Genomic DNA, 18,503 nt, shown 5'->3' with positions numbered 1-18,503 from the left:
TCTTCCTCTCAGTCCGGGCCGCGCTGCAGCAGGCCGGGCCCCTTGGCGCACGGCTTCGGGTCGGCCGCCCCCGACGTCGCCGGTACGGCGAGCGGCCGGGTGCTGCACAGCGGCTGGCCGACGTTGATGGTCAGGTCGCCGTGGAAGACGCCGTCGCGGGCGACCTTGCTGAGGTCGTTGCCGACCCGCGGCAGCAGGCCGAAGAGCACCTCGATGGCGTCGGTGTTGCGGCTGAGTGCGGTGCCGATGGCACCGGTGCCGCGGAGCAGCTCTTGGAAGGGTCCGGTCTGGGTGCGGACGAGCTCCTCGATGGTGTCGGCGGCCTCGCCGCCGTCGACGAGGAGCTGGCCGAAGTCGGCGTCGTTGTCGGCGAGGCCCTGGGCCAGGACGTCGAAGGAGCGGACGATCGTGGCCAGCTGCTCCTGGGTGGCGTTGCCGGTGCGGAGCACGGTGAGGCCGTCGACGATGAGCTGGCGGGTGCCGGGGGCGGCGTCGGTGACGGCGTTGATGAACCGCTGGCCGCCGACGACCAGGGTGCGCAGCTCGGGGGCGAGGCCGCTGAAGGCGTCGGCCATCAGGGTCTGCACGGTGTCGAGGTCCGCGGGGTCGAGGGAGCGCAGCAGGGCCGTGCTGCTGGCGAGGGCCTCGCTGACGGTGGTGGGGACGGTGCCGGTGGCGATGGTGCTGCCGGCCTCGAGGTGCGGCTCGCCGGAGCCGGCCGGCACCGTGGTGGTGGGGACGAGGTCGACATAGCTCTCCCCCAGGGCCGAGAGCATCCGGACGCGGGCCTCGACGCGCTGCGGGACGGGCTGGTCGCCGGACAGGCTCAGCCGCAGGTGCACGCCCGAGGGGCTGACCTCCATCGAGGTCACCTTGCCGATGCGGACGCCGCGATAGCTGACGTCGCTGTCCTCGAACAGCCCCGCCGACCGGGGTACGTCGACCGAGACCTCGTAGTCGTCGTCGACCGGCGACCAGCCGATGATCTGCACGCCGATGTAGTAGAGACCGAGCAGCAGCCCGATCCCGATCCCGATCAACCGCGGGACCGGTGAGACCCGGTTCATGGCTGCCTCCTCGACTCGAGCGGGCCCAGCGCGGTCATCAGCGACGTTGCGGCAGGGTGGGCGGCCGGGCGGCCGGAGGTGACCGTGCCGCTGGCGGTCGACGGCGCCGAGCTGAAGGCGAGCTGGGCCGCGACCGACGTCCGGGCGTAGCCGTACTTGGTCACCTCGGGCACCTGGTCGGCCAGGACCCGCACGTTGCGGATCATCGGCGTGATCAGCTCGCGCGACTCCACGATCTGCCGTACGACGGGCACCAGCCGCTTCAGCGCACGCACGGTCTGCCGGCCGCTGCGGTCGATGATCCGGTTGCCCGCGTCGGCCAGGCCGTCGAGGCCCCGGAGCAGCTCACTGAAGTCGTCGTTGAGGTCCGCGAGCACGCCGAGTGCCGGTGAGATCTCCTTGATCCCGTCGACCAGGACGTCGCTGCCGTCGTCGAGCTGCCGGGACAGGCGCGCGACCTCGTCGAGCGCCTGGTCGATCGGGCCGAGCCCGCCGGCCAACAGCTCGGCGGACTTCTCCAGACGGCCGAGGAGCTGGCGTACCTGCGGCTCGTTGCCCGAGAAGACCGCGTTGAGCTCGCGGGAGATGGTGTGCAGGTCGCCGACGCCGCCGCCGGTGAGGACGGTCGCGAAGGCGCCCAGGGTGTCCTCGACGGTCGGCGCCGCGGCGGTGTCCTCGGCGGCGAGGGTGTCGCCGTCGCGCAGCGGGGGCCCGCCTTGGCCCTCGGGTGGGCGGTGGATCTCGACGAACTGGTCCCCGAGGGGGTTGTCGAAGCGCACCTCGACCGTCGTCCCGCTCGGGACCTCGACGCCGTCGAGGAAGCGCAGCTCGACCTCGGCGCGGTAGCCGTCGACCTCCATCGCGCCGACCTCGCCCACGACCCGGGCGCCGTCGCGGATCTCGGCGTTGGCGGGCAGGTTGAGGACGTCGTCGAAGGACGCCGTGACGCTGTAGGTCTTCTCGTCGAGACCGCCGGGCTTCGGCATGTCCTGGAGGCTGAGCGAGCAGCCGCTCACGGCCAGCGTCAGTGTCAGCGTCAGTGCGGTGGTCGAGGCGAGCACGGCGATCGGCAGCAGCCGCGTGGTCCTGGTTGTCCTGGCCATGTCAGCCACCCAGCCCTTCGAGCGCCCGCCGGGTCCAGGCGGCCGCGTCCGGGGTGCCCTTCGGCTTGCGCAGCTCGTCGAGCCAGCGGTCGGTGCCGCAGGCGAGGTCGAGCACCTCGCGGTCGGAGAGGTCCGGGGTCAGCGCGACGGCCATCATCCGCAGCAGTCCGTCACCGCAGATCTGCGCGCGGACGGGGGCTCCGGCGACCGGGTCGAACCGGGCCCGGATCGCCTTGCCGTCCTTGGTGTCCACGATCGCGTTGCCCACGTTGGACGTCGCCAGCGGCAGGTTGCGCAGCAGGCGGGTCAGCGCCTTCTGCTGCTTGCCGACCTCGCCGGCGACACCGGACAGGCTGGTGATGGTGCCGGCGAGCTGGTCCTTGTTCTCCTGCACGAAGGTGTTGAGCTCGGCCAGCAGGTCCTGCAGGTTGGTCAGCACCGCGGTGACCTGCGGCGCGTCGCCGGCGAGGACGCCGCTGACCGAGGCCAGGTTCTCCGCCAGGTCGCGGTACGTCGTGCTGACGCCGGCCGCCGCGGTGCTCAGCTCGCCGAGGTCGGTCAGCCCGGAGGTCACCGCCTCGGGGTCGCTCGCGACGGCGTCGAGCGTCGTCCCGAGGTTGTCGACGAGCTCGTGCACGGTCGTGCCCTTGCCGCCGAGGCGCTCGGCCAGCGCGCCGAGCACCCGCGAGAGCGAGCCGTCGGCGTTGGCGCCCTCGGGCCCGAGCAGCCGGGAGAACTCGTCGAGGTTGTCGATGATCTGGTCCACCGACTGCGGTACGACGGTCCGGTCGACCGCGATCCGGTCGCCGTCGCCGAGGCGCGGGCCCGAGCCGTCGTACGCCGGGGCGAGCTCGATGAACCGGTCGTTGACCGCGTTCGGTGCCATCAGGAAGGCACTCACGTCGGCCGGGAGCCGGTGGTCGGCGGTGACCTCGAGCTCCACCTCGACACCCGCGGCCCCGGGATCGACCCGGGTCACCCGGCCCACCGGGACGCCCAGGATCTTGACGGAGTTGCCGACGTAGACGCCCGGCGCCTCGGCGAACGTCGCGGTCACCCGGTAGGTGCCCGGCCCGGCGCTCGCCCGCCACACCACGAGGGCGGCGACGACCACGAGCAGGGCCCCGAGCAGGGCGATCACGCGGGGCATTCGGCGCAGGCGGCTCATGGCCGGCACCCCACTCTCGGGTCGTTGGGCGCTGGGAAGGCACCGGCGTCGGCGCACTCCTGGATGACGGCGTCGGGGATCAGCCCGTTGGGCACGACGATGTCGACGAACCGCCCGGTCCCGGTGACGCGCGCGATGTTGGTGCTCAGCTGCTCCATCGCCGGGATCGCCTGGCCGAGGCTCTCGTTCTCGGTGGCCAGCGCCTTCGAGATCTTCTCGAGGTTGTGCAGCATCGGGCCGAGCTTGTCGCGGTTGACGGCCAGGATTCCGGCGAGCTGCGCGCTGAGGTCCGCGGTCCCGCGCACGAGCCGGCTGATCGCCTGGCGCCGCTCACGGAGCACCGCGGTGAGGGCGTCGCCCTGGCTGACGATGTTGACGATGACGTCGCGGCGCTCGTTGATGATCTTGATCAGCTCGCTGCCCGAGGCGACGAGCTCGGAGATCTTGTCGGCGTCCTCGGCGAGGTTGCCGGCGAAGTCGTTGAGGCCGGTGAGGGCACGCTCGACGGCGTCGGCCGACGTACCGGTGAGGGTGGCGGTGACGGTGTCCAAGGCCTTCTGCAGCTGGGGGATGTCGGTCTGGTCGAGCTGCCCGGAGACCCGGCCCAGCTCGTTGACGAGGGTGCGGCTGGCGAAGGTGCGCTCCACCGGGATGGGCTCGTCCAGCTCGCCCGGACCGGCCGGGTCGAGCTCGAGGAACTGCGAGCCGAGCGGGTTGAGCACCTTGACCCGGGCCGAGGTCAGCTCGCCGAGGCCGACGTCGCTGTCCACCTCGAAGTCGACCCGTACCCGGTCGTCCTCCAAGACGATGCCGGTCACCTTGCCGACCCGGACACCGCGTACCTGCACGGTCTCGCCTCCGGTCAGCCCCGACGCACTCGTCAGGTACGCCGCGTGGTCGTCCTTGCTGTTGACGAACGGCAGCCGGGTCAGGTTGAGGCCGAGCAGGACGAGCACCAGCAGCACCGCGGCGGCGATCACCGCCACCTTGAGCGGATCGCGGTCGGAGACCCGCCAGTCGTCGAGGTCGAAGTCGCGCAGGTTCATCGGCAGACCTTTCCGGCGCGGGCGGGGTCGCCGACCTGCCCCGAGGGCAGCTGGAGACCGGCCGGGTCCTGCGGCGCGGCGAGCCCCGGCACGAGGGAGAGATTGAGCCGGCCCGTGGCGCGCAGGTCGAGGTTGCAGAGGTAGACCTTGACGAACGAGCCGGAGTCCATGATCCGGTTGAGGGCGTCGACGGTGTCGGGGACGTCCCGCATCAGGTCGATGATCGCGTCGGAGCTCTCGTTCAGCACCGCGGAGGCGTCTGCGACGCCGTCGATGTCGGCGTTGATCGCGTCGGTCGACTCCCGGGTCAGCGCGGCGGCGTCCTCGCCGAAGCGGGCCAGGCCGTCGATGGTCGAGGCGAGCACCGCGCGCTGGTCGCTGAGGTTGCCCACCACCGAGCCGAAGTCGTCGATCATGCTGCTCAGCGCGTCGCCCTGCTCGTTGACGCTGGTGAGCAGGTCGGCGAGGCTCGTGATCACCGTGGAGATGACCTCCTTGCGACCGGCGAGGTGCGTGGTGATGGTGCCGACCTGGTCGACGAGGTTGGCCACGGTCCCCGACTCCCCCTGGAAGATCGCGACGATCGACGCCGTGAGCTGGTTGACCTGCTCGGGGTCGAGCGCGTCGAAGAGCGGCTGGAAGCCGTCGAAGACCGCGGTCAGGTCGACCGTGGGCAGGCTCTGCCGGGCGGGCAGCGTCCCGCCGGCCCGGAGCCGGTCGGCGGGCGGGCCGTCCGGCGGCAGCAGCGCCAGGTAGCGGGTGCCGATCAGGTTGGCGTACCGGACGGCCGTGCGGGTGTTGGTGTGGACGGCGTGGTCGCCGCTCACGACGAAGGTGACCTCGACGTCGTCCCCGCGCAGCTCGACGCCCGTCACCTTGCCGACCTCGAGCCCGGCGACGGTGACGTCGTCGCCCGAGCGCAGGCCGGCGGCGTCGTCGAGCCGGGCGTGGTACTCCTCGCCGTTGCGCCGGCCGAGGTCGAGCACGGAGATGACCACGAAGACCGTCAGCAGCAGGGAGACCGCGACGAACACGGCCACCGACAGCAGCAGGCGTCCGGAGCGGGGCGGGCGGGCGCTCGTCACGGCGTGCTCCTGTCGGTCGAGCGGCGGCTGAGCGAGCAGAGCGGCTGCGGGCAGCCCTGGTACGTCGGCGGGTCGGCGAAGCCCGGACGGACCGCCTCGTTGAGGAGCCGGACGATCTGGTCGGGGTCGCCGCCCGCGGTCATCGCGAGCACGAGGTCCGCCGGGTTGCGCACCGAGAGCGCGGCCATCCGGATGTCGGGCATGCCGTCGGCCAGCGCGGGCGCCCAGGACGCGGCCCAGCGGTCGATGCTGCGCAGGTTCCGGGTGATGACGTCGGGGCCCTGCGAGAGCGCGGCGAGCAGCGCGACCGCGCCGTCCACGCTGTCGGCGTACGCGTCGATGGTGCTCTCCAGCAGGTGGGCCGACGTCACCGCGAGTTTGCTGCCGTTGCTCACCAGCGACCGGAACGAGTCGGCGTTCTCGCGCACCGTGCGGGCGGTGGTCGTGACGTTCTCGACGAGCGAGAGGAACTCGGGCGTGATCTCGCTGAGCCCGCCCGCGAAGGTGGCGAGCTCGTCGAGGTTCTCGACGAGCGTCGGCCACAGCGGGAGCATGATGCCGAGGTAGTCGTTGGTGGAGACCAGCGTCCGGCCGAGCTCGTCGCCCTGGCCGTTCAGCGCCGTGGCCAGGCCGGAGAGACCGGCATTGAGCCGGGCCGGGCTGACCTCCTTGAGCACGTCGTTGAGGGCGACGAAAGTGCCTTGCAGAGAGGGATTCCGCGCTGCGTCGTACGCCGGGACGACGGCGTCGTCGGGCAGCCCGGCAGGCCCGCCGTCGTGGGTGGCGAGCAGCTGGACGTACTGGTTGCCGAAGATGGAGATCGGCCCGACCGTCGCGACGACGTCCCGCGGCAGGCGGTCGAGCCAGTGCCGCTCGATCCGGACCTCGACCTCGGGAACGCTGTCGTCGCCGGTGCCCGCGCCGGTCCGCGCGGCCTTGACGACCGTCCCGACGCGCACGTCGCGATAGGTCACCGGGCTGTCGACCGCGACCACCGAGCTGGCCGGCGGGAGCTGCACCCGCAGTGTCGGCGCCCCCGAGAATGCCCCGTTGAACTGGGCGATCACGAGCCCCGCGACCCCCAGCACGAGCACGCTGAAGACCACGCCCAGCCGGGTCAGGACGCGCGGGTCGCGGTAGAGCGCGTAGATGTCCATCTAGACCCGCACCCCCGTCGAGGTGCCCCAGAACAGCAGCGTCATCAGCATGTCGGCGACCGCGATCGTCACGATGCTCGCCCGGATCGCGCGCCCCGACGCGACGCCGACGCCCTCGGGCCCACCCTGCGCGGTGTAGCCGTAGAAGCAGTGGATGAACGTGATCATGAGGCCGAGCACCACGACCTTGAGCACCGACAGGACGACGTCCCCGGGATCGAGGAAGAGGTAGAAGTAGTGGTCGTACGTGCCGGTCCCCTGGCCCGCGATGAGCTGCACCGTCACCTTCGAGGCGAGGTAGGCACCCGAGAGCGTGACCAGGTAGAGCGGGACGACGAAGATGCTGACCGCGATCAGCCGGGTGGTCACGAGGTACTCCATGCTGGAGACCGCCATCGTGTCCATGGCGTCGATCTCGCCGCTGATCCGCATCGCGCCGAGCTGGGCGGTGAACCGGCAGCCCATCTGGGCGGCGAGCCCGAACGCGGTGATGAGCGGCGCGAGCTCGCGGGTGTTGCCGACCGCGGCGACCAGGCCCGAGAGCGGCGAGAGACCGACCACGCTCAGGCCCTGCATGCCCTCCAGGCCGAGCTGGACGCCGATCACCGCGGACAGCAGCGCGGAGACGAACACCGTGCTCGCCGCGACGGTCAGGAGCCCCTTGCCGAAGGCGATCTCGGCCAGCAGCCGCCACACCTCGTGGCGGTAGCGGCGCAGCGCGAGCGGGATCGTCACGACCGCGTGGATGCAGAACAGCAGCATCGTGCCCTGGCGGCGCAGGTTGTCGCCGAACCCGCGCACGATCAGCCCGCCCCAGCGGGGGCCGGTGCGCGGCATCAAGGACGTCGCCATCGTCCTCACCCCACCCTCGGTGGCGCGGCCAGCAGGAAGACCTGGCTCACCACGAGGTTGATGACGAACAGCAGCACGCCGGTCAGTACGACGGACCGGTTGACCGCGTCGCCGACGCCGGCCGGACCGTGCTGCGCGTTGAGCCCCTGGTACGACGCCACGAGCGCCGCGACCAGCCCGAACAACGCCGCCTTGACCGTCGACTCGATCAGGTCAGCCGGCTGCGCGAACGCGCTGAAGGACTGGAGGAAACCACCCGCGGTGCTGTTGAGCAGGTAGACCGCAGACAGGTAGCCGCTGATGATCCCGACGAACGCGACCACCCCGTTGAGCAGGACGCTGACCAGCATCGTGGCCAGGATCCGCGGCGCGACGAGGCGCTCCAGCGGATCGACCGCCATCACCCGCATCGCCGCGATCTCGCTGCGGATGGCACGCGAGCCGAGGTCCGCGCAGATCGCGGAGCCCCCAGCGCCCGCCAGCACGATGCCGCTGATGATCGGCGCGGCCTGGCGCACGGTGCCGACCGAGTTGACGCCGCCGACGAGCGACGCGGCACCGACCTGGCTGGTCAGTCCGCCCACCGTGAGCACCAGGACCAGGCCGAACGGGATCGCGATGAGGATGGTCGGCAACAGCGAGACCGAGGCCAGGAACCGCGTCTGGAGCACGAATTCCCACCACGAGAAGCGTCGTCGTACGAGCGCGCGGACGGTGACCGCGCACGAGTCGACGAACATGGCGACCATGCCGCCGAACCCGCGCGCGCTCTCCCCCAGCGCCGGGACCGGCCCGGCCCTCACAAGAGGTCCACGCTGTCGAGGAGCCAGGTGTCACCGTGCCGGACCAGGTGCATCCGCAGCCGGCTGGCCTGGCTGGTCGGCTCCGCGCTCTGCTTGCTGCTGGCCGACTGGTCCGCGAACACCAGCACCGTGGCCAGGTCGCCGTCGACCTTCTGGACCGCGGCATCGATCACGGTGCCCTTGGCGGTGGCCTGGAGCTGGGTGAACATCGGCGCCAGCGTCTTGTTGGTCTCGGCGAACTTCTGCTGGAAGGCGTCGGTCGAGCCCTGCTCCAGCAGCCGCTGCTGGGCCGCGAGGTCGCGGTAGTCGTACGTCGTCAGCGCGACCGCGAGACCCCGCGCCTGCTCGAGCACCTCGGCCCGGGTGACCGAGGCCGACTCCAGCCGGTCGACGTCCGCCCGGCTGTCGTCGAGCCGCAGCCACAGGTAGCCCACCGCCGCCGCGAGCAGCAGCACCAGCACGACCGCCGCGACGACCGGGGGCCGCGGCCGGAAGCCGCGCGCGGCCGGAGGGAGGTCGGCCGGAGGCAGGTCCGCCGGGGGCTGCTCGGCCGGGGACTCCTCGGCCGCGGGCTTGCTGGTGACCAGTCGCTTCTTGGTGACGAGGCTCGTCGACATGACGCTTCCTTCGGGTCGGTGGGGACGACAGGGATCAGGGGACGGACGGCTCGCCGAGACCGGCGTCGACGCCCAGCTCGGTCTCGGCATCGACCATCTCGTCCATGCCGATGGGGCCACGGGCCTCGCCGGCGAAGAACTGCTGCACGATCGGCCGCTCGCTGGCGAGCACCTCGGCCGCGGGTCCGAAGGCGACCAGCCGGGAGCGGAACAGCATCCCGATGTGATCAGCCGTACGCCGTACGGAGTCGATGTTGTGGGTGATCACGAAGAACGTGCACCCCGTGACGGCCTGCACCGACCGCATCAGCTCGTCCAGGTGAGCCACCCGCACCGGGTCGAGCCCCGAGTCGGGCTCGTCGAAGAACACGATCTCCGGGTCCAGCGCCAACGCCCGGGCCAGCCCGGCGCGCTTCTTCATCCCGCCCGAGACCTCACCGGGCATCTTGCCCAGGTGCTTGACCAGACCCACCATGTCGGCCTTGGTGTGCACGACCTCGCGCACCTGCGCCTCGGTCAGGTCCGTGTGCTCGCGCAACGGGAACGCGATGTTGTCGTAGAGGCTGATCGACCCGAACAGCGCACCGTCCTGGAACAGCACACCGAACTTGCGTCGTACCCGCATCAGGTCGCGGTGCCGCATCCCCACGATCGGCTCACCGTCGACGTAGATCTGCCCCCGCTCGGGCGGGTACATCCCGATGATCGTGTTGAGCAGCACCGACTTGCCCGTGCCCGACGGCCCGAGCACCGAGGTGATCTGCCCCCGCGCCACGTCGAAGCTGACGTCGTCGAGCACCTGCATGGGCCCGAACGCCTTGCTCACCCCGCGCAGCGAGATCACCGCGCCCGGATCGACGTCCGGTTCGAGGCCGGCCGCAACGCTCCGGCCTGCGGCCGTCTCGACGGTGGGTGCTGGTCCACGTGTCACGTGAGGGTCCTCCCGTAGGGCTCCGCACGGGCGCAGCGAGCCTCCGAGAACCCGCCCGTGCCTTCGCCGCTCGCACCCCTCGAGCGGTGTAACCAGCAGTTACAACTGACAGTTACATCCCCATATACTTCGCACGTGTAGTAAGATGTGTCAAGGGTCACAAAGAGTTGAGATGTGACGTTCTCAGCCGGGCTCGCCCTGGCGAGGACAGGCAGGTCGAGGCCGGCGCTGGTGCGCGCCAGGACGCCGATTCGCTCCCTGGAGCCAATCGCACAAAGGGCCGCCCTGCGGGCCAACCGCGAGACGGACATCTCCGAAACGCTCGCGAAGCGGGCACGCCGCGTGCCCCAGCACGCGCTCGGCACATGGCCGTTGTTCTTCTCGAATGCCAAGGGTAAGGTCTTGACTTCCTATCAAGAAGAACCTCAAGGAGTAACTACATGCCAACGGTCAAGAAGAAGACTCTTCCGAAAGTCCCGGTAGCCAAGCGTCCGAACGGCGAGTGCTTCTGCCGCTGCGGACGAGAGGCTGGGCCGGGTCGGCATTTTGTCCAGGGCCACGACAAGCGGGCCGAGACCATCCTGAACGGCCTTCAGGAGCATCAGCGGATCATCGATCGCCTGGTCGACGCTGGGTACCACTTCGAGGACGGTGGCAAGAATCTTCGTTCCGAGGCCCTTGCGTCGGACTTGGGGTACTACCCCTGCACGGTTGACGACTGCGAGGTCTATGGACGCGGGGGCGGGATGGCGCGCCACGTCGACGAGCACGAGGCGGGCCTGATCGACCACTGAACAGGTCGGCAACCCCGCCATTCCAGGTCGGCGCCTAGTGGTCCGGGTAGCGCTCGTGACTGCGACATCCCTTGGCTACTCCGAGCCAATAGGGTTCGTCGCATGAAGCGACTTGGTCAGACTCTGCTATGTGTCCTTGGGGTCGGGCTGATCGGCGGCACCGTGTGGATAGTTGTCGAGGGGAGCCGTGAGCCGAGCACGTCGCTCTCAATCTTCATCGCTCTCACCACTGCCTTTGCTGCCCCGCTTGGCCTCGCCGCACTTGGGGCGGCATGGAAGTTGAGTCACGGACCCGATTGGCGGCTGCTGCGCACCGAGGCCGAAGCTCGCCAGCGGGCGGCTGACGCACTGGCGGACGCCGAGACGGCAGAGACCATTCGCGCCGAGCTTCAGTCGTATGTCGAACTGCGAGCTCGGGCGGTCGATCTTCAACGGCGCCGCACTGAACTCCAAAGCGATGCTCAGCGACTAGTCGCGGCGAAGGAAGAGTTGAATGCTCAGGAGGCTCAACTGCGCCAGGCCAAGAGTAAGCTCGATCCCGAGACCGTCTCGACCCTTGAGGAGCTTCTCGACGGCCGTCGCCGGGCGCCCATTCCCCTTGACCTATTCGAACTCCTGCCCCTTGGCGGGGCGATTCACGGGATGGTGGATTGGCTCGTCAAAACGGTCGAGCGCCGACGATTGCGTCGCCAAGCCGCCGCGTGGCCCGATTCCCTCCCCGATCAGCACTACGCGGGAGGCCAAGCACCTCGGGCGACTGATTCCGATCCGAGCACCGCCGCTTGACGCTCGCTCCACGAGCAGGCCCGAGCCCTAGAGATGGCTGGCGACGTCCGACGCGGTCACGATCGTACGCAGCCACCCTCCGCAAAGGGGGCCGGAGAACGCCTTCGGCGAGGCGTCCGGCATGGGTGCGGCATGGCGTCCTGGCCGTGCCGCTGCTTCGGCCGAAAGCTGTCGATCGGACTTCGACCCGCGCAGAACCTCTGATTTGCACAGCGGTGCCCCCGGTAGGAGTCGAACCTACGACCTTTCGCTTAGGAGGCGGCTGCTCTATCCACTGAGCTACGGGGGCGCGGGCTCCATCCTGTCAGGTCCGGACCGGCCGGCCGCGCGCACCCTTCCCCGCCGCGCCACAATTGGAGTAGCGTTCAATTATGAGCGCTACTCCAACTACGATCCGCGCGGCCGCGGTGCAGACCGAGGCGCGGCTCGGGGACGTCGCGGCGAACCTGGCGGACTGCGAGCGGCTCGCCGACCGGGCGGCGTACGACGGCGCGGGCTGGGTCGTGCTGCCCGAGTTCTTCTCGACGGGGATCGGCTACCTGCCGCGGATCTCGGCGGAGGCGCCGGGGATCGACGGGGAGCCGACCCGGCTGCTGGCGGAGCTGGCCGCGCGGCACGGGATCCACGTGGGTGGCTCGACGCTGGTGCGCGATCTCGACGGCGAGGTGCGCAACGCCTTCCTGCTGTTCGGACCGGACGGGCTGGTCGGGCGCCACGACAAGGACCTGCCGACGATGTGGGAGAGCGCGCTCTACACCGGCGGGAGCGACCCGGGCCGCCTCGACGTCGCCGGTACGACGGTCGGCGTGGCCCTGTGCTGGGAGCTGATGCGCTCCCAGACGGTCGCCCGGCTCGGCGGTGAGGTCGACCTCGTGGTCGGCGGATCGGGCTGGTGGAGCCTGCCGGAGTGGCCGCTGCTCGGGGGCGCCGAGCGCCGCAACCACGCACGGGCCACGGCCGCGCCCGCCACCTTCGCCCGGTACGTCGGGGCGCCGGTCGTCCACGCGGCGCACGCCGGGCGGGTGGACTGTGCCTTCCTCGGTACGCCGCTGCGCTACCGCGGCCGGCTCGAGGGAGGCGCGCAGATCTGCGACGCCCGCGGGCAGGTGCTGGCCTCCCGGCACCGCGACCAGGGCGAGGGCGTGGTGATCGCCGAGGTCACGCTCGGGCGGACGACGCCGGCCTTCGCCCATGACCGCTTCTGGCTGCAGCGGCGGGGCGCGGTCGCCGCGGCCGCCTGGCACTTCCACAACACGATCGGGCGGCGCGCCTATGCGCGGGCCCAGCAGCAACGCACCCACCAGCACGAGGAGAGCACCCGATGAGCACCACCACCCCCAGCGCCCTGACCACCTCCGGCGCGGTCGAGCTCGCGGCCGGCGCGCTGTCCGGCTGGATCTACACGCTCGCGATCGCGGACAAGGAGCGCGCCAGGCGCCTCGGCATCGTCAGCACCCCGCGGGTGCGCCAGTGGCACCTCGACCTCGCCGCCCTCGGTACGGCGACCGTCGCGCTCGGCGCCGCCCTGCCGGACGCCCCGGCCCCGCTCCAGCGCACGCTCGCGGCCGGCGCGTGGAGCAACGCGATGCTCTTCCTCCCGCTGGCGTTCCGCCCGGAGCTGGCCGACGACCGGCGCTACCGGGTGGCGGTCGCGGGCTCGTTCGTGACCACGTCGGTGGGCTTCGTGGGGTTCGCGGCTACAGCGCTGCGGCGTCGGCGCGCAGCGCGTCGCTGAGCAGGCGGCGGCCGACGGCGAGCGTCGCGGCGAGCTCGTCGTCGTCGATGCGGAGCCGGTCCTGGCGCAGGGACAGCGCGATCACGCCGTTCCAGGCGCCCCACACGAAGCGGGTGGCCCGGGCCAGGTCGACGTCGGCCCGGATCTCCCCCGCCCGGACGGCGGCCTCGAGGTCGGTCTGCACCGCGCCGACGAGGGCCTCGACCCGCTCGGCGATGCGCTCCTCGACCTCGGGATCGGCCTGGCCCGAGCCCGGCTCCAGCACCCGCAGCGCGATCATCTGGAAGGCGCCCGGGTGCTCGACGTGGAAGCGCAGGTAGGCGTCGCCCGCGGCGAGGACCCGTTCCAGGGGGCTGTCGAGCCCGAGGTCGAGCACGTGCGCCATCGCCTGCTCGTTGAGGTCGAGGGCCCGCTCGACCAGGGCCAGGTAGAGCCCGGCCTTGTTCTTGAAGTGCACGTAGACCGAGCCCACCGAGACGTCGGCGGCCTCGGCCACCTCGTCGATCGTCGTGGCCTGGAGGCCGCGCTCGCGGAAGAGTCCCTCGGCGGCGTCGAGGATCGCGGTGGCGGTGCGGGCCTTGCGGCGGGCGCCGCGGGGGCTCGTCGTCACGTCCCGCACTCTAGGTGTACCCGGCCATCAGGTTGGTAGCAGCCGGCTGATCGGCGGCTTACCTCCGAGTGCGCTGTGGCGGCGTTCAGTGTTGTAGTGCTCGAGCCAGGGCGCAAGGGCGGCTACTCGCTCGTCGTTGCTGGCGAAGGCGCGACGGTAGGCCCACTCGGTGGTCAGGGTCCGGTTGAGGCGCTCCACCTTCCCGTTCTGCCAGGGACAGTGCGGCTTGATGAACCTCTGCTTGATGTCGTGCTCGGCGCATACGGCACGTAGCGACCATCGGTAGGCCCAGGCGTTGTCTGTCATCAGACGCTCGATCCGGGTGATGCCATGGGCTGCGAAGTAGTCGATCGCGCGCTCGAGGAACGCGGCGCAGGTCGGGCCCTTCTCGTCAGGCAGCACCTCGCTGTAGGCCAGGCGGGAGTGGTCGTCGACGAGTGAGTGAACGAAGTCGAACCCGACCTTGGTGTTGCGATCGCGCATGATCGACCCGGCTCCGCGGCCGTGAGCCTTCCAGCCGCCGCCGGCGGGGATCTTGCCGAGCTTCTTGACATCCATGTGGACCAGCTCGCCAGGCCGCTCTCGCTCGTAGCGGGTCGCGGTCTGCTTCGAGGATCGGATCACCTCGCCGGTGATCGGATCCAGCTCGCGAAGGTAGGGCACGTGGTGGCGGCGCAGGATCCGCGACACTGTGCGGGCAGGAACGCCGACCTTCGCTCCGAGGACATCGGGTCCGTCGCGATGCTCGGCACGCGCGGTGAGAACCTTCTGCTCGACCTCGTTGCTGGTCTTGGTGGGCATCGAGTGGGGGCGTGAGGAGCGGGTGGCCAGGCCGTCTTCGCCTTCGGCGGTGTAGCGGTCGATCCAGGTCTTCACGCACTTGCGGGACACGCCCATCGCCGCAGCGATGTGGGCTTGTTTCCAGCCTGCTTGGTGGCGTTGGACGATCAGGCGCCGACCGTGAACGGTCAGCCGGGCACTACCGTGGGACACGAGAACCTCCGGGTTGGAGTGGGCCTTAGACAAGCCACATCCCATTCGGAGGTTCTCGTTCGTTCAACCAGGCTCGCCGCTACCAACGTCCTGGCCGGGTACATCTAGGGCGTGTCTCCCAAGTCCGCGCAGCAGGCGCGGACTGGGGAGACACGCCCTCGTTGGCGCGGCACGGCAACCGATCGGCCTGCTGCCGCGTCTATGTCTACGTGATGTGGATTGCCGCAGGGATCATGTGGTTCATCGTGCTCCTGCTCGCGGGCGTGGCGATCGCTCGACGCTGACCCGCCCCGAGAAGGGGCACCCGACACGCAGTACCGAACGAACACCGAACAACACACCGAGCCCGTGCCGACGTCGTCGGCACGGGCTCGGTGCTGTGGGTGGGGTTCAGCCGGTCAGGCCTCAGGCCTCACGCCGCCGGAGCAGCACCAGCACGGCTCCCGCGAGGACCATCGCCAGGCCGGTCGGGATCAGCCAGCCGGCCGGACCGCCCGTGTTGGGCAGGCCGGTGCCGGCGACCTCGCCCGGCGTCTTCGGCGGGTGGTTGGTGGTGACCCCGGCGACACCGCAGGTGATGCCGGTGACCTGGTCGGCGGTCTCCCCCGGCGCCGCGGCGCGGATGACGTCGTACTCGACGCCGCCCTCGGTGTAGGTGAACGGGTAGACCCCGGCGAAGCCCTTGGCGATCAGGTCCGCGAGATCGAGGATCAGGATCGTGCCCGGGATGTCGGCCCGTCGCGCCGACACCTGCGAGTCCATCGGGATCGAGCAGACCACCGCGCGACCGTCGACCGGGCAGGCCTCGGTGTTGGTCTCCGACGGCACCGGGTAGGTGTACGTCGACTCACCGCCGGGGAACTCGGTGTTGCCCACGGCCGTCAGCGTGATGCTGCCGTCCTCGTTGCGGGTCACCGTGTAGCCCGGGTTCTCCGGAACCTCGCCGTAGACGGCGTTGTCCGGCCCGCACGGGTCGAGCACGTCGACATCGGGCGGCGGGATCGTCGCCGGGCAGGCCACGTTGCTGTCCGTCGGCGCCGGGTAGGTGTACGTCGACTCGCCGCCCGGGAACTCGGTGTTCCCCACGGCCGTCAGCGTGATGCTGCGGTCCGGGTTGCGGGTCACCGTGTAGCCGGGGCTCGGCGGCACCTCACCGTAGACGGCGTTGCCGGGACCGCAGTCGTCGGTCACCAGCAGCTCCGGCGGCGTGATGGTCGCTGCCGGGCAGCCGACATTGCTGTCCGTCGGCACCGGGTACTCGTACGTCGGCGCGCCGCCGGGGAACGTCCAGCCGGCGTCGGCGGTCAGCGTGATGCTGCCGTCGGGGTTGCGGGTGACGGTGTAGTGCCCCGGCGGGACCTCGCCGTACACGGCGTTGCCCGGACCGCAGTCGTCGGTCACCGGCACCTGCGGCGGGGTGATCGCCTGCGGGCACTCCACGTCGCTGACGTCGTGCGCCTGCTCACCGGGCTGCGCGAAGCGGATCGCCACCGAGTCCTGGGCGTCCGGGAACGGCCACGGGAACACCGGGGGGTCCGGGAAGTCCTTGAGCGTGTTGACGCTGACGATGATGATGTGGTCGAGCACGCCGCCGGGGGTGGAGACGTACTTGCAGACGACGACCTTCTTCTCGTTGACCGGGCAGGCGACGTTGCTGTCGACGGGCGCCGGGTAGGTGTGCGTCGCCTGGCCGCCCGGGAACGTGGCCGGCGCGACCGCGGTGAGCGTGACGCTGCCGTCCGGATTGACCACGGAGGTGTAGTCGGGGCTCGCCGGGACCGGGTCGTAGTGGGCGTTGCCCGGACCGCACTCGTCGGTGGTCGTCAGCACGGGTGGGGTGATCTCCGCCGGCTGCGGGCAGGCCGCGGTGTTGGTCTCGACCGGCGGCGGGAGGCTCACCGTCTTGAACCCGCCGAAGAACAGGTAGCCCGCGTCGGCGGTGAGGGTGATCGAGCCGTCGGGGTTGCGCACGGCCGTGTAGCTGCCGGCCGGGATCACGCCGTAGACCGCGTTGCCGGGACCGCAGTCGTCGACGACCGGGACGACCGGCTTGGCGATCTGGGTCGGGCAGTCCGAGAGCGGGACGTCGTGCGCCTGCTCCCCGACGTTGGCGTACCGGATCGCGACCGAGATCTGCGCGTCCGCGAAGGCCCACGGGAAGGTGCCCGGGAAGCCCGGCAGCGAGTTCACGCTCGGGATGATGATGTGGTGCAGCACGCCGGGCGGCGTGGACACGTACTTGCAGACGACGACCTTCTTCTCGTTCGGCTCGTCCACGGAGGCGGCGCCGAGCAGGGTGCCGGCCGACGGGTTCGCGACGGAGGCCGTCTTCTTGGCGGACGCCGTGGGCGCCGGCGCGGGCGCGGGCGTCTCGGCCGGGGCCGCAGGAGCGTCCGGAGCAGCCGGCGCGGGCTCGTCCGCGGGCTTCGGGTCCGGCTTCGGGTCGGGCTTGGGCGCGGGCTTCGGGTCCGGCTTCGGCTCGGGCTTCGGCGCCGGCTTCGGGTCGGGCGCCGGGGCCGGCCCGGGCGCGGGCGTCTCGCTGACCGCGGGCGTGCCGGGGTCGGAGTCGACGTCGTCCGCGAGCGCGGGCGCCGCGAAGGCGGTGGAGGCGAGCAGCACGGCGGGAAGCAGCAGTGCGATCTTCCGCCCCTTGCGCCACGGATGGAGCGCTGTTTCAGACTTCATGGGTCAAACCCCCAGGCATCGCGCTGTGGGGACCGCGACCAGTCGGAACGTCTGCGAGCGGGCGGTGTCCGAGCACCAAGAGGAGGAGCACCGGGCCTCCGTCCGCGCCCCACCGCCGACGGGTTTCCTGAGCTCTCCCTCTGGCCGCTGTCAGCTCCCGAGCGGAGGTGGCGGCCAGACCCACTTGCAGAGTAGGGACTTAGGTCCCGGGTCATGGCGGTTTTGGGGTAAAGACCGCTCCCCGGCGGAGAATTTAACCTTGACCGTGACCTGGGCCACGGCCCGTCCGGTGCGGGGGAGGCGGGTCAGCCGACGAGCGCGACCGCGGCGCCGTAGCCCTCGGGCACGGCGACGTCGCGGACCGACCACTCCCCCAGCCGGCGACCAGGAGCCTGGTCGGTGCCGAGGTAGTCCAGGTGCGGGTCGCGGCCCAGCCCGATGCCGATCCCCTTGAGGTAGGCCTCGGTACGTGCCCACGCGCGGGTGAACCGGACGGTGGCGCGGCCGCCGTCGAGCGTGCCCTGCGCGGCCGCCTCGATCTCCTCGATCTCGCGCGGGTGCAGCAGCTTGGCCAGGGCGACCGGGTCGTCGGGGTGGCGCTCGACGTCGACGCCGACGGGGACATCGGCGACCGCGACGAGGACCTGGCCGGGCGTGTGGGAGAGCGAGAACTCCACGGGAGCGCCCTCGGCCCGCGGACGGCCGTGCGGCTCACCGCAGCCGGGGCACGCGTGGCGGCCCCAGACGACGTCCTGGGGTGCGAGGCCGGTCGCGGCGCCGACCACCAGGCGCGCCGCCGCGTGGGCGATCTCGTAGGCCCGGCGCAGCTCCGCCCGGACGTACGACGACGCCTGCGCGCGCTCGCCCTCGTCGAGCCAGGCGCGGCCGGCCTCGAGCTCGTCGTCGCCGACCCGCTCGGTGTCGACCAGCCACACGCCCAGGCGCGCGGCGTCGTCGGCGGGCCGGCCGGGGGCGACCAGCAGGGACTCCAGGGTCACCGGGGAGACCGGGACCGCTGCCTGGTCCGGGACCGCCTCTGCTGCTTCGCGCCTCATCGCTCCCGAGGCTAAC

General features: G+C 71.2%; 18 protein-coding genes and 1 tRNA gene. 4 read left to right on the top strand and 15 right to left on the bottom strand.

The window, feature by feature from the left end; all coding sequences use genetic code 11:
* Positions 1-8: 8 nt before the first annotated feature.
* Genes M0M48_RS29100 through M0M48_RS29055 form a run of 10 tightly spaced genes read right to left on the bottom strand, consistent with a single transcriptional unit; the run spans position 9 to position 9,829 of the window.
* Positions 9-1,067: an MCE family protein gene (locus tag M0M48_RS29100; RefSeq protein ID WP_257753802.1), complete on the bottom strand. Its 1,059-nt coding sequence runs from the start codon at positions 1,065-1,067 to the stop codon at positions 9-11.
* Complete coding sequence (locus M0M48_RS29095) at positions 1,064-2,170, bottom strand: MCE family protein (protein WP_257753801.1); 1,107 nt, start codon at positions 2,168-2,170, stop codon at positions 1,064-1,066. Before M0M48_RS29095 ends, M0M48_RS29100 begins: the two co-directional genes overlap by 4 nt.
* Before the next feature lies 1 nt (position 2,171).
* Positions 2,172-3,338 carry an MCE family protein gene (locus tag M0M48_RS29090; protein WP_257753800.1) on the bottom strand — a complete coding sequence of 389 codons (1,167 nt, stop codon included), beginning with the start codon at positions 3,336-3,338 and terminating at the stop codon, positions 2,172-2,174.
* Positions 3,335-4,384, bottom strand: a complete 1,050-nt coding sequence (locus M0M48_RS29085; protein WP_257753799.1) for an MCE family protein — start codon at positions 4,382-4,384, stop codon at positions 3,335-3,337. The genes M0M48_RS29090 and M0M48_RS29085 overlap by 4 nt, the downstream gene beginning before the upstream one ends.
* Positions 4,381-5,469, bottom strand: coding sequence for an MCE family protein (locus M0M48_RS29080; RefSeq protein WP_215813405.1), 1,089 nt, complete (start codon positions 5,467-5,469; stop codon positions 4,381-4,383). Before M0M48_RS29080 ends, M0M48_RS29085 begins: the two co-directional genes overlap by 4 nt.
* Positions 5,466-6,626, bottom strand: coding sequence for an MCE family protein (locus M0M48_RS29075; protein ID WP_257753798.1), 1,161 nt, complete (start codon positions 6,624-6,626; stop codon positions 5,466-5,468). Before M0M48_RS29075 ends, M0M48_RS29080 begins: the two co-directional genes overlap by 4 nt.
* Positions 6,627-7,478: an ABC transporter permease gene (locus M0M48_RS29070; RefSeq protein ID WP_252372836.1), complete on the bottom strand. Its 852-nt coding sequence runs from the start codon at positions 7,476-7,478 to the stop codon at positions 6,627-6,629. It abuts the gene before it with no gap.
* A gap of 5 nt (positions 7,479-7,483) precedes the next feature.
* The gene (locus tag M0M48_RS29065; protein ID WP_257753797.1) at positions 7,484-8,281 is read right to left on the bottom strand and encodes an MlaE family ABC transporter permease; all 798 of its coding nucleotides are present in this window, start codon (positions 8,279-8,281) and stop codon (positions 7,484-7,486) included.
* On the bottom strand, positions 8,278-8,898 hold the full coding sequence (locus M0M48_RS29060) for a hypothetical protein (RefSeq protein WP_257753796.1): 621 nt from the start codon (positions 8,896-8,898) through the stop codon (positions 8,278-8,280). The genes M0M48_RS29065 and M0M48_RS29060 overlap by 4 nt, the downstream gene beginning before the upstream one ends.
* 34 nt (positions 8,899-8,932) lie before the next feature.
* A complete protein-coding gene (locus M0M48_RS29055; protein WP_257753795.1) occupies positions 8,933-9,829 on the bottom strand; it encodes an ABC transporter ATP-binding protein in 897 nt (298 codons plus the stop codon).
* A gap of 440 nt (positions 9,830-10,269) precedes the next feature.
* Here M0M48_RS29055 and M0M48_RS29050 point away from each other — a divergent pair, with 440 nt between their 5' ends.
* On the top strand, positions 10,270-10,623 hold the full coding sequence (locus tag M0M48_RS29050; RefSeq protein WP_257753794.1) for a hypothetical protein: 354 nt from the start codon (positions 10,270-10,272) through the stop codon (positions 10,621-10,623).
* 102 nt (positions 10,624-10,725) lie between these two features.
* A complete protein-coding gene (locus M0M48_RS29045; RefSeq protein WP_257759285.1) occupies positions 10,726-11,409 on the top strand; it encodes a hypothetical protein in 684 nt (227 codons plus the stop codon).
* A 216-nt stretch (positions 11,410-11,625) separates the two neighbouring features.
* On the opposite strand, the gene M0M48_RS29040 is transcribed toward M0M48_RS29045, so the two are convergent.
* Positions 11,626-11,698: transfer RNA gene (locus tag M0M48_RS29040), tRNA-Arg, on the bottom strand.
* A gap of 82 nt (positions 11,699-11,780) precedes the next feature.
* On the opposite strand from M0M48_RS29040, the gene M0M48_RS29035 reads away from it, so the two are divergent.
* On the top strand, positions 11,781-12,734 hold the full coding sequence (locus M0M48_RS29035) for a carbon-nitrogen hydrolase family protein (RefSeq protein ID WP_257753792.1): 954 nt from the start codon (positions 11,781-11,783) through the stop codon (positions 12,732-12,734).
* Complete coding sequence (locus M0M48_RS29030) at positions 12,731-13,144, top strand: hypothetical protein (protein WP_257753791.1); 414 nt, start codon at positions 12,731-12,733, stop codon at positions 13,142-13,144. The genes M0M48_RS29035 and M0M48_RS29030 overlap by 4 nt, the downstream gene beginning before the upstream one ends.
* On the opposite strand, the gene M0M48_RS29025 is transcribed toward M0M48_RS29030, so the two are convergent.
* The 4 genes from M0M48_RS29025 to M0M48_RS29010 form a co-directional block, all read right to left on the bottom strand.
* Positions 13,107-13,754 carry a TetR/AcrR family transcriptional regulator gene (locus M0M48_RS29025; protein ID WP_257753790.1) on the bottom strand — a complete coding sequence of 216 codons (648 nt, stop codon included), beginning with the start codon at positions 13,752-13,754 and terminating at the stop codon, positions 13,107-13,109. The two genes, M0M48_RS29030 and M0M48_RS29025, sit on opposite strands and share 38 nt — an antisense overlap.
* Before the next feature lie 27 nt (positions 13,755-13,781).
* Positions 13,782-14,747: an IS481 family transposase gene (locus tag M0M48_RS29020; protein ID WP_257750317.1), complete on the bottom strand. Its 966-nt coding sequence runs from the start codon at positions 14,745-14,747 to the stop codon at positions 13,782-13,784.
* 405 nt (positions 14,748-15,152) lie between these two features.
* Entirely contained in the window at positions 15,153-17,432 is a 2,280-nt protein-coding gene (locus tag M0M48_RS29015) for an LPXTG cell wall anchor domain-containing protein (RefSeq protein ID WP_257753789.1), read from the bottom strand.
* Between the two features lie 305 nt (positions 17,433-17,737).
* On the bottom strand, positions 17,738-18,487 hold the full coding sequence (locus tag M0M48_RS29010; RefSeq protein ID WP_215813413.1) for a 4'-phosphopantetheinyl transferase family protein: 750 nt from the start codon (positions 18,485-18,487) through the stop codon (positions 17,738-17,740).
* Between the last annotated feature and the right edge of the window lie 16 nt (positions 18,488-18,503).

Source organism: Pimelobacter simplex (assembly GCF_024662235.1).
Lineage (GTDB): Bacteria > Actinomycetota > Actinomycetes > Propionibacteriales > Nocardioidaceae > Nocardioides.
This window is presented reverse-complemented; position numbering and strand designations above follow the sequence as displayed.

Bases quoted from the DNA above. Each gene is read 5' to 3' on its own strand.
- M0M48_RS29100 (WP_257753802.1), bottom strand. From the start codon at position 1,067: ATGAACCGGGTCTCACCGGTCCCGCGGTTGATCGGGATCGGGATCGGG.
- M0M48_RS29095 (WP_257753801.1), bottom strand. From the start codon at position 2,170: ATGGCCAGGACAACCAGGACCACGCGGCTGCTGCCGATCGCCGTGCTC.
- M0M48_RS29090 (WP_257753800.1), bottom strand. From the start codon at position 3,338: ATGAGCCGCCTGCGCCGAATGCCCCGCGTGATCGCCCTGCTCGGGGCC.
- M0M48_RS29085 (WP_257753799.1), bottom strand. From the start codon at position 4,384: ATGAACCTGCGCGACTTCGACCTCGACGACTGGCGGGTCTCCGACCGC.
- M0M48_RS29075 (WP_257753798.1), bottom strand. From the start codon at position 6,626: ATGGACATCTACGCGCTCTACCGCGACCCGCGCGTCCTGACCCGGCTG.
- M0M48_RS29070 (WP_252372836.1), bottom strand. From the start codon at position 7,478: ATGGCGACGTCCTTGATGCCGCGCACCGGCCCCCGCTGGGGCGGGCTG.
- M0M48_RS29060 (WP_257753796.1), bottom strand. From the start codon at position 8,898: ATGTCGACGAGCCTCGTCACCAAGAAGCGACTGGTCACCAGCAAGCCC.
- M0M48_RS29050 (WP_257753794.1), top strand. From the start codon at position 10,270: ATGCCAACGGTCAAGAAGAAGACTCTTCCGAAAGTCCCGGTAGCCAAG.
- M0M48_RS29045 (WP_257759285.1), top strand. From the start codon at position 10,726: ATGAAGCGACTTGGTCAGACTCTGCTATGTGTCCTTGGGGTCGGGCTG.
- M0M48_RS29035 (WP_257753792.1), top strand. From the start codon at position 11,781: ATGAGCGCTACTCCAACTACGATCCGCGCGGCCGCGGTGCAGACCGAG.
- M0M48_RS29030 (WP_257753791.1), top strand. From the start codon at position 12,731: ATGAGCACCACCACCCCCAGCGCCCTGACCACCTCCGGCGCGGTCGAG.
- M0M48_RS29015 (WP_257753789.1), bottom strand. From the start codon at position 17,432: ATGAAGTCTGAAACAGCGCTCCATCCGTGGCGCAAGGGGCGGAAGATC.
- M0M48_RS29010 (WP_215813413.1), bottom strand. From the start codon at position 18,487: ATGAGGCGCGAAGCAGCAGAGGCGGTCCCGGACCAGGCAGCGGTCCCG.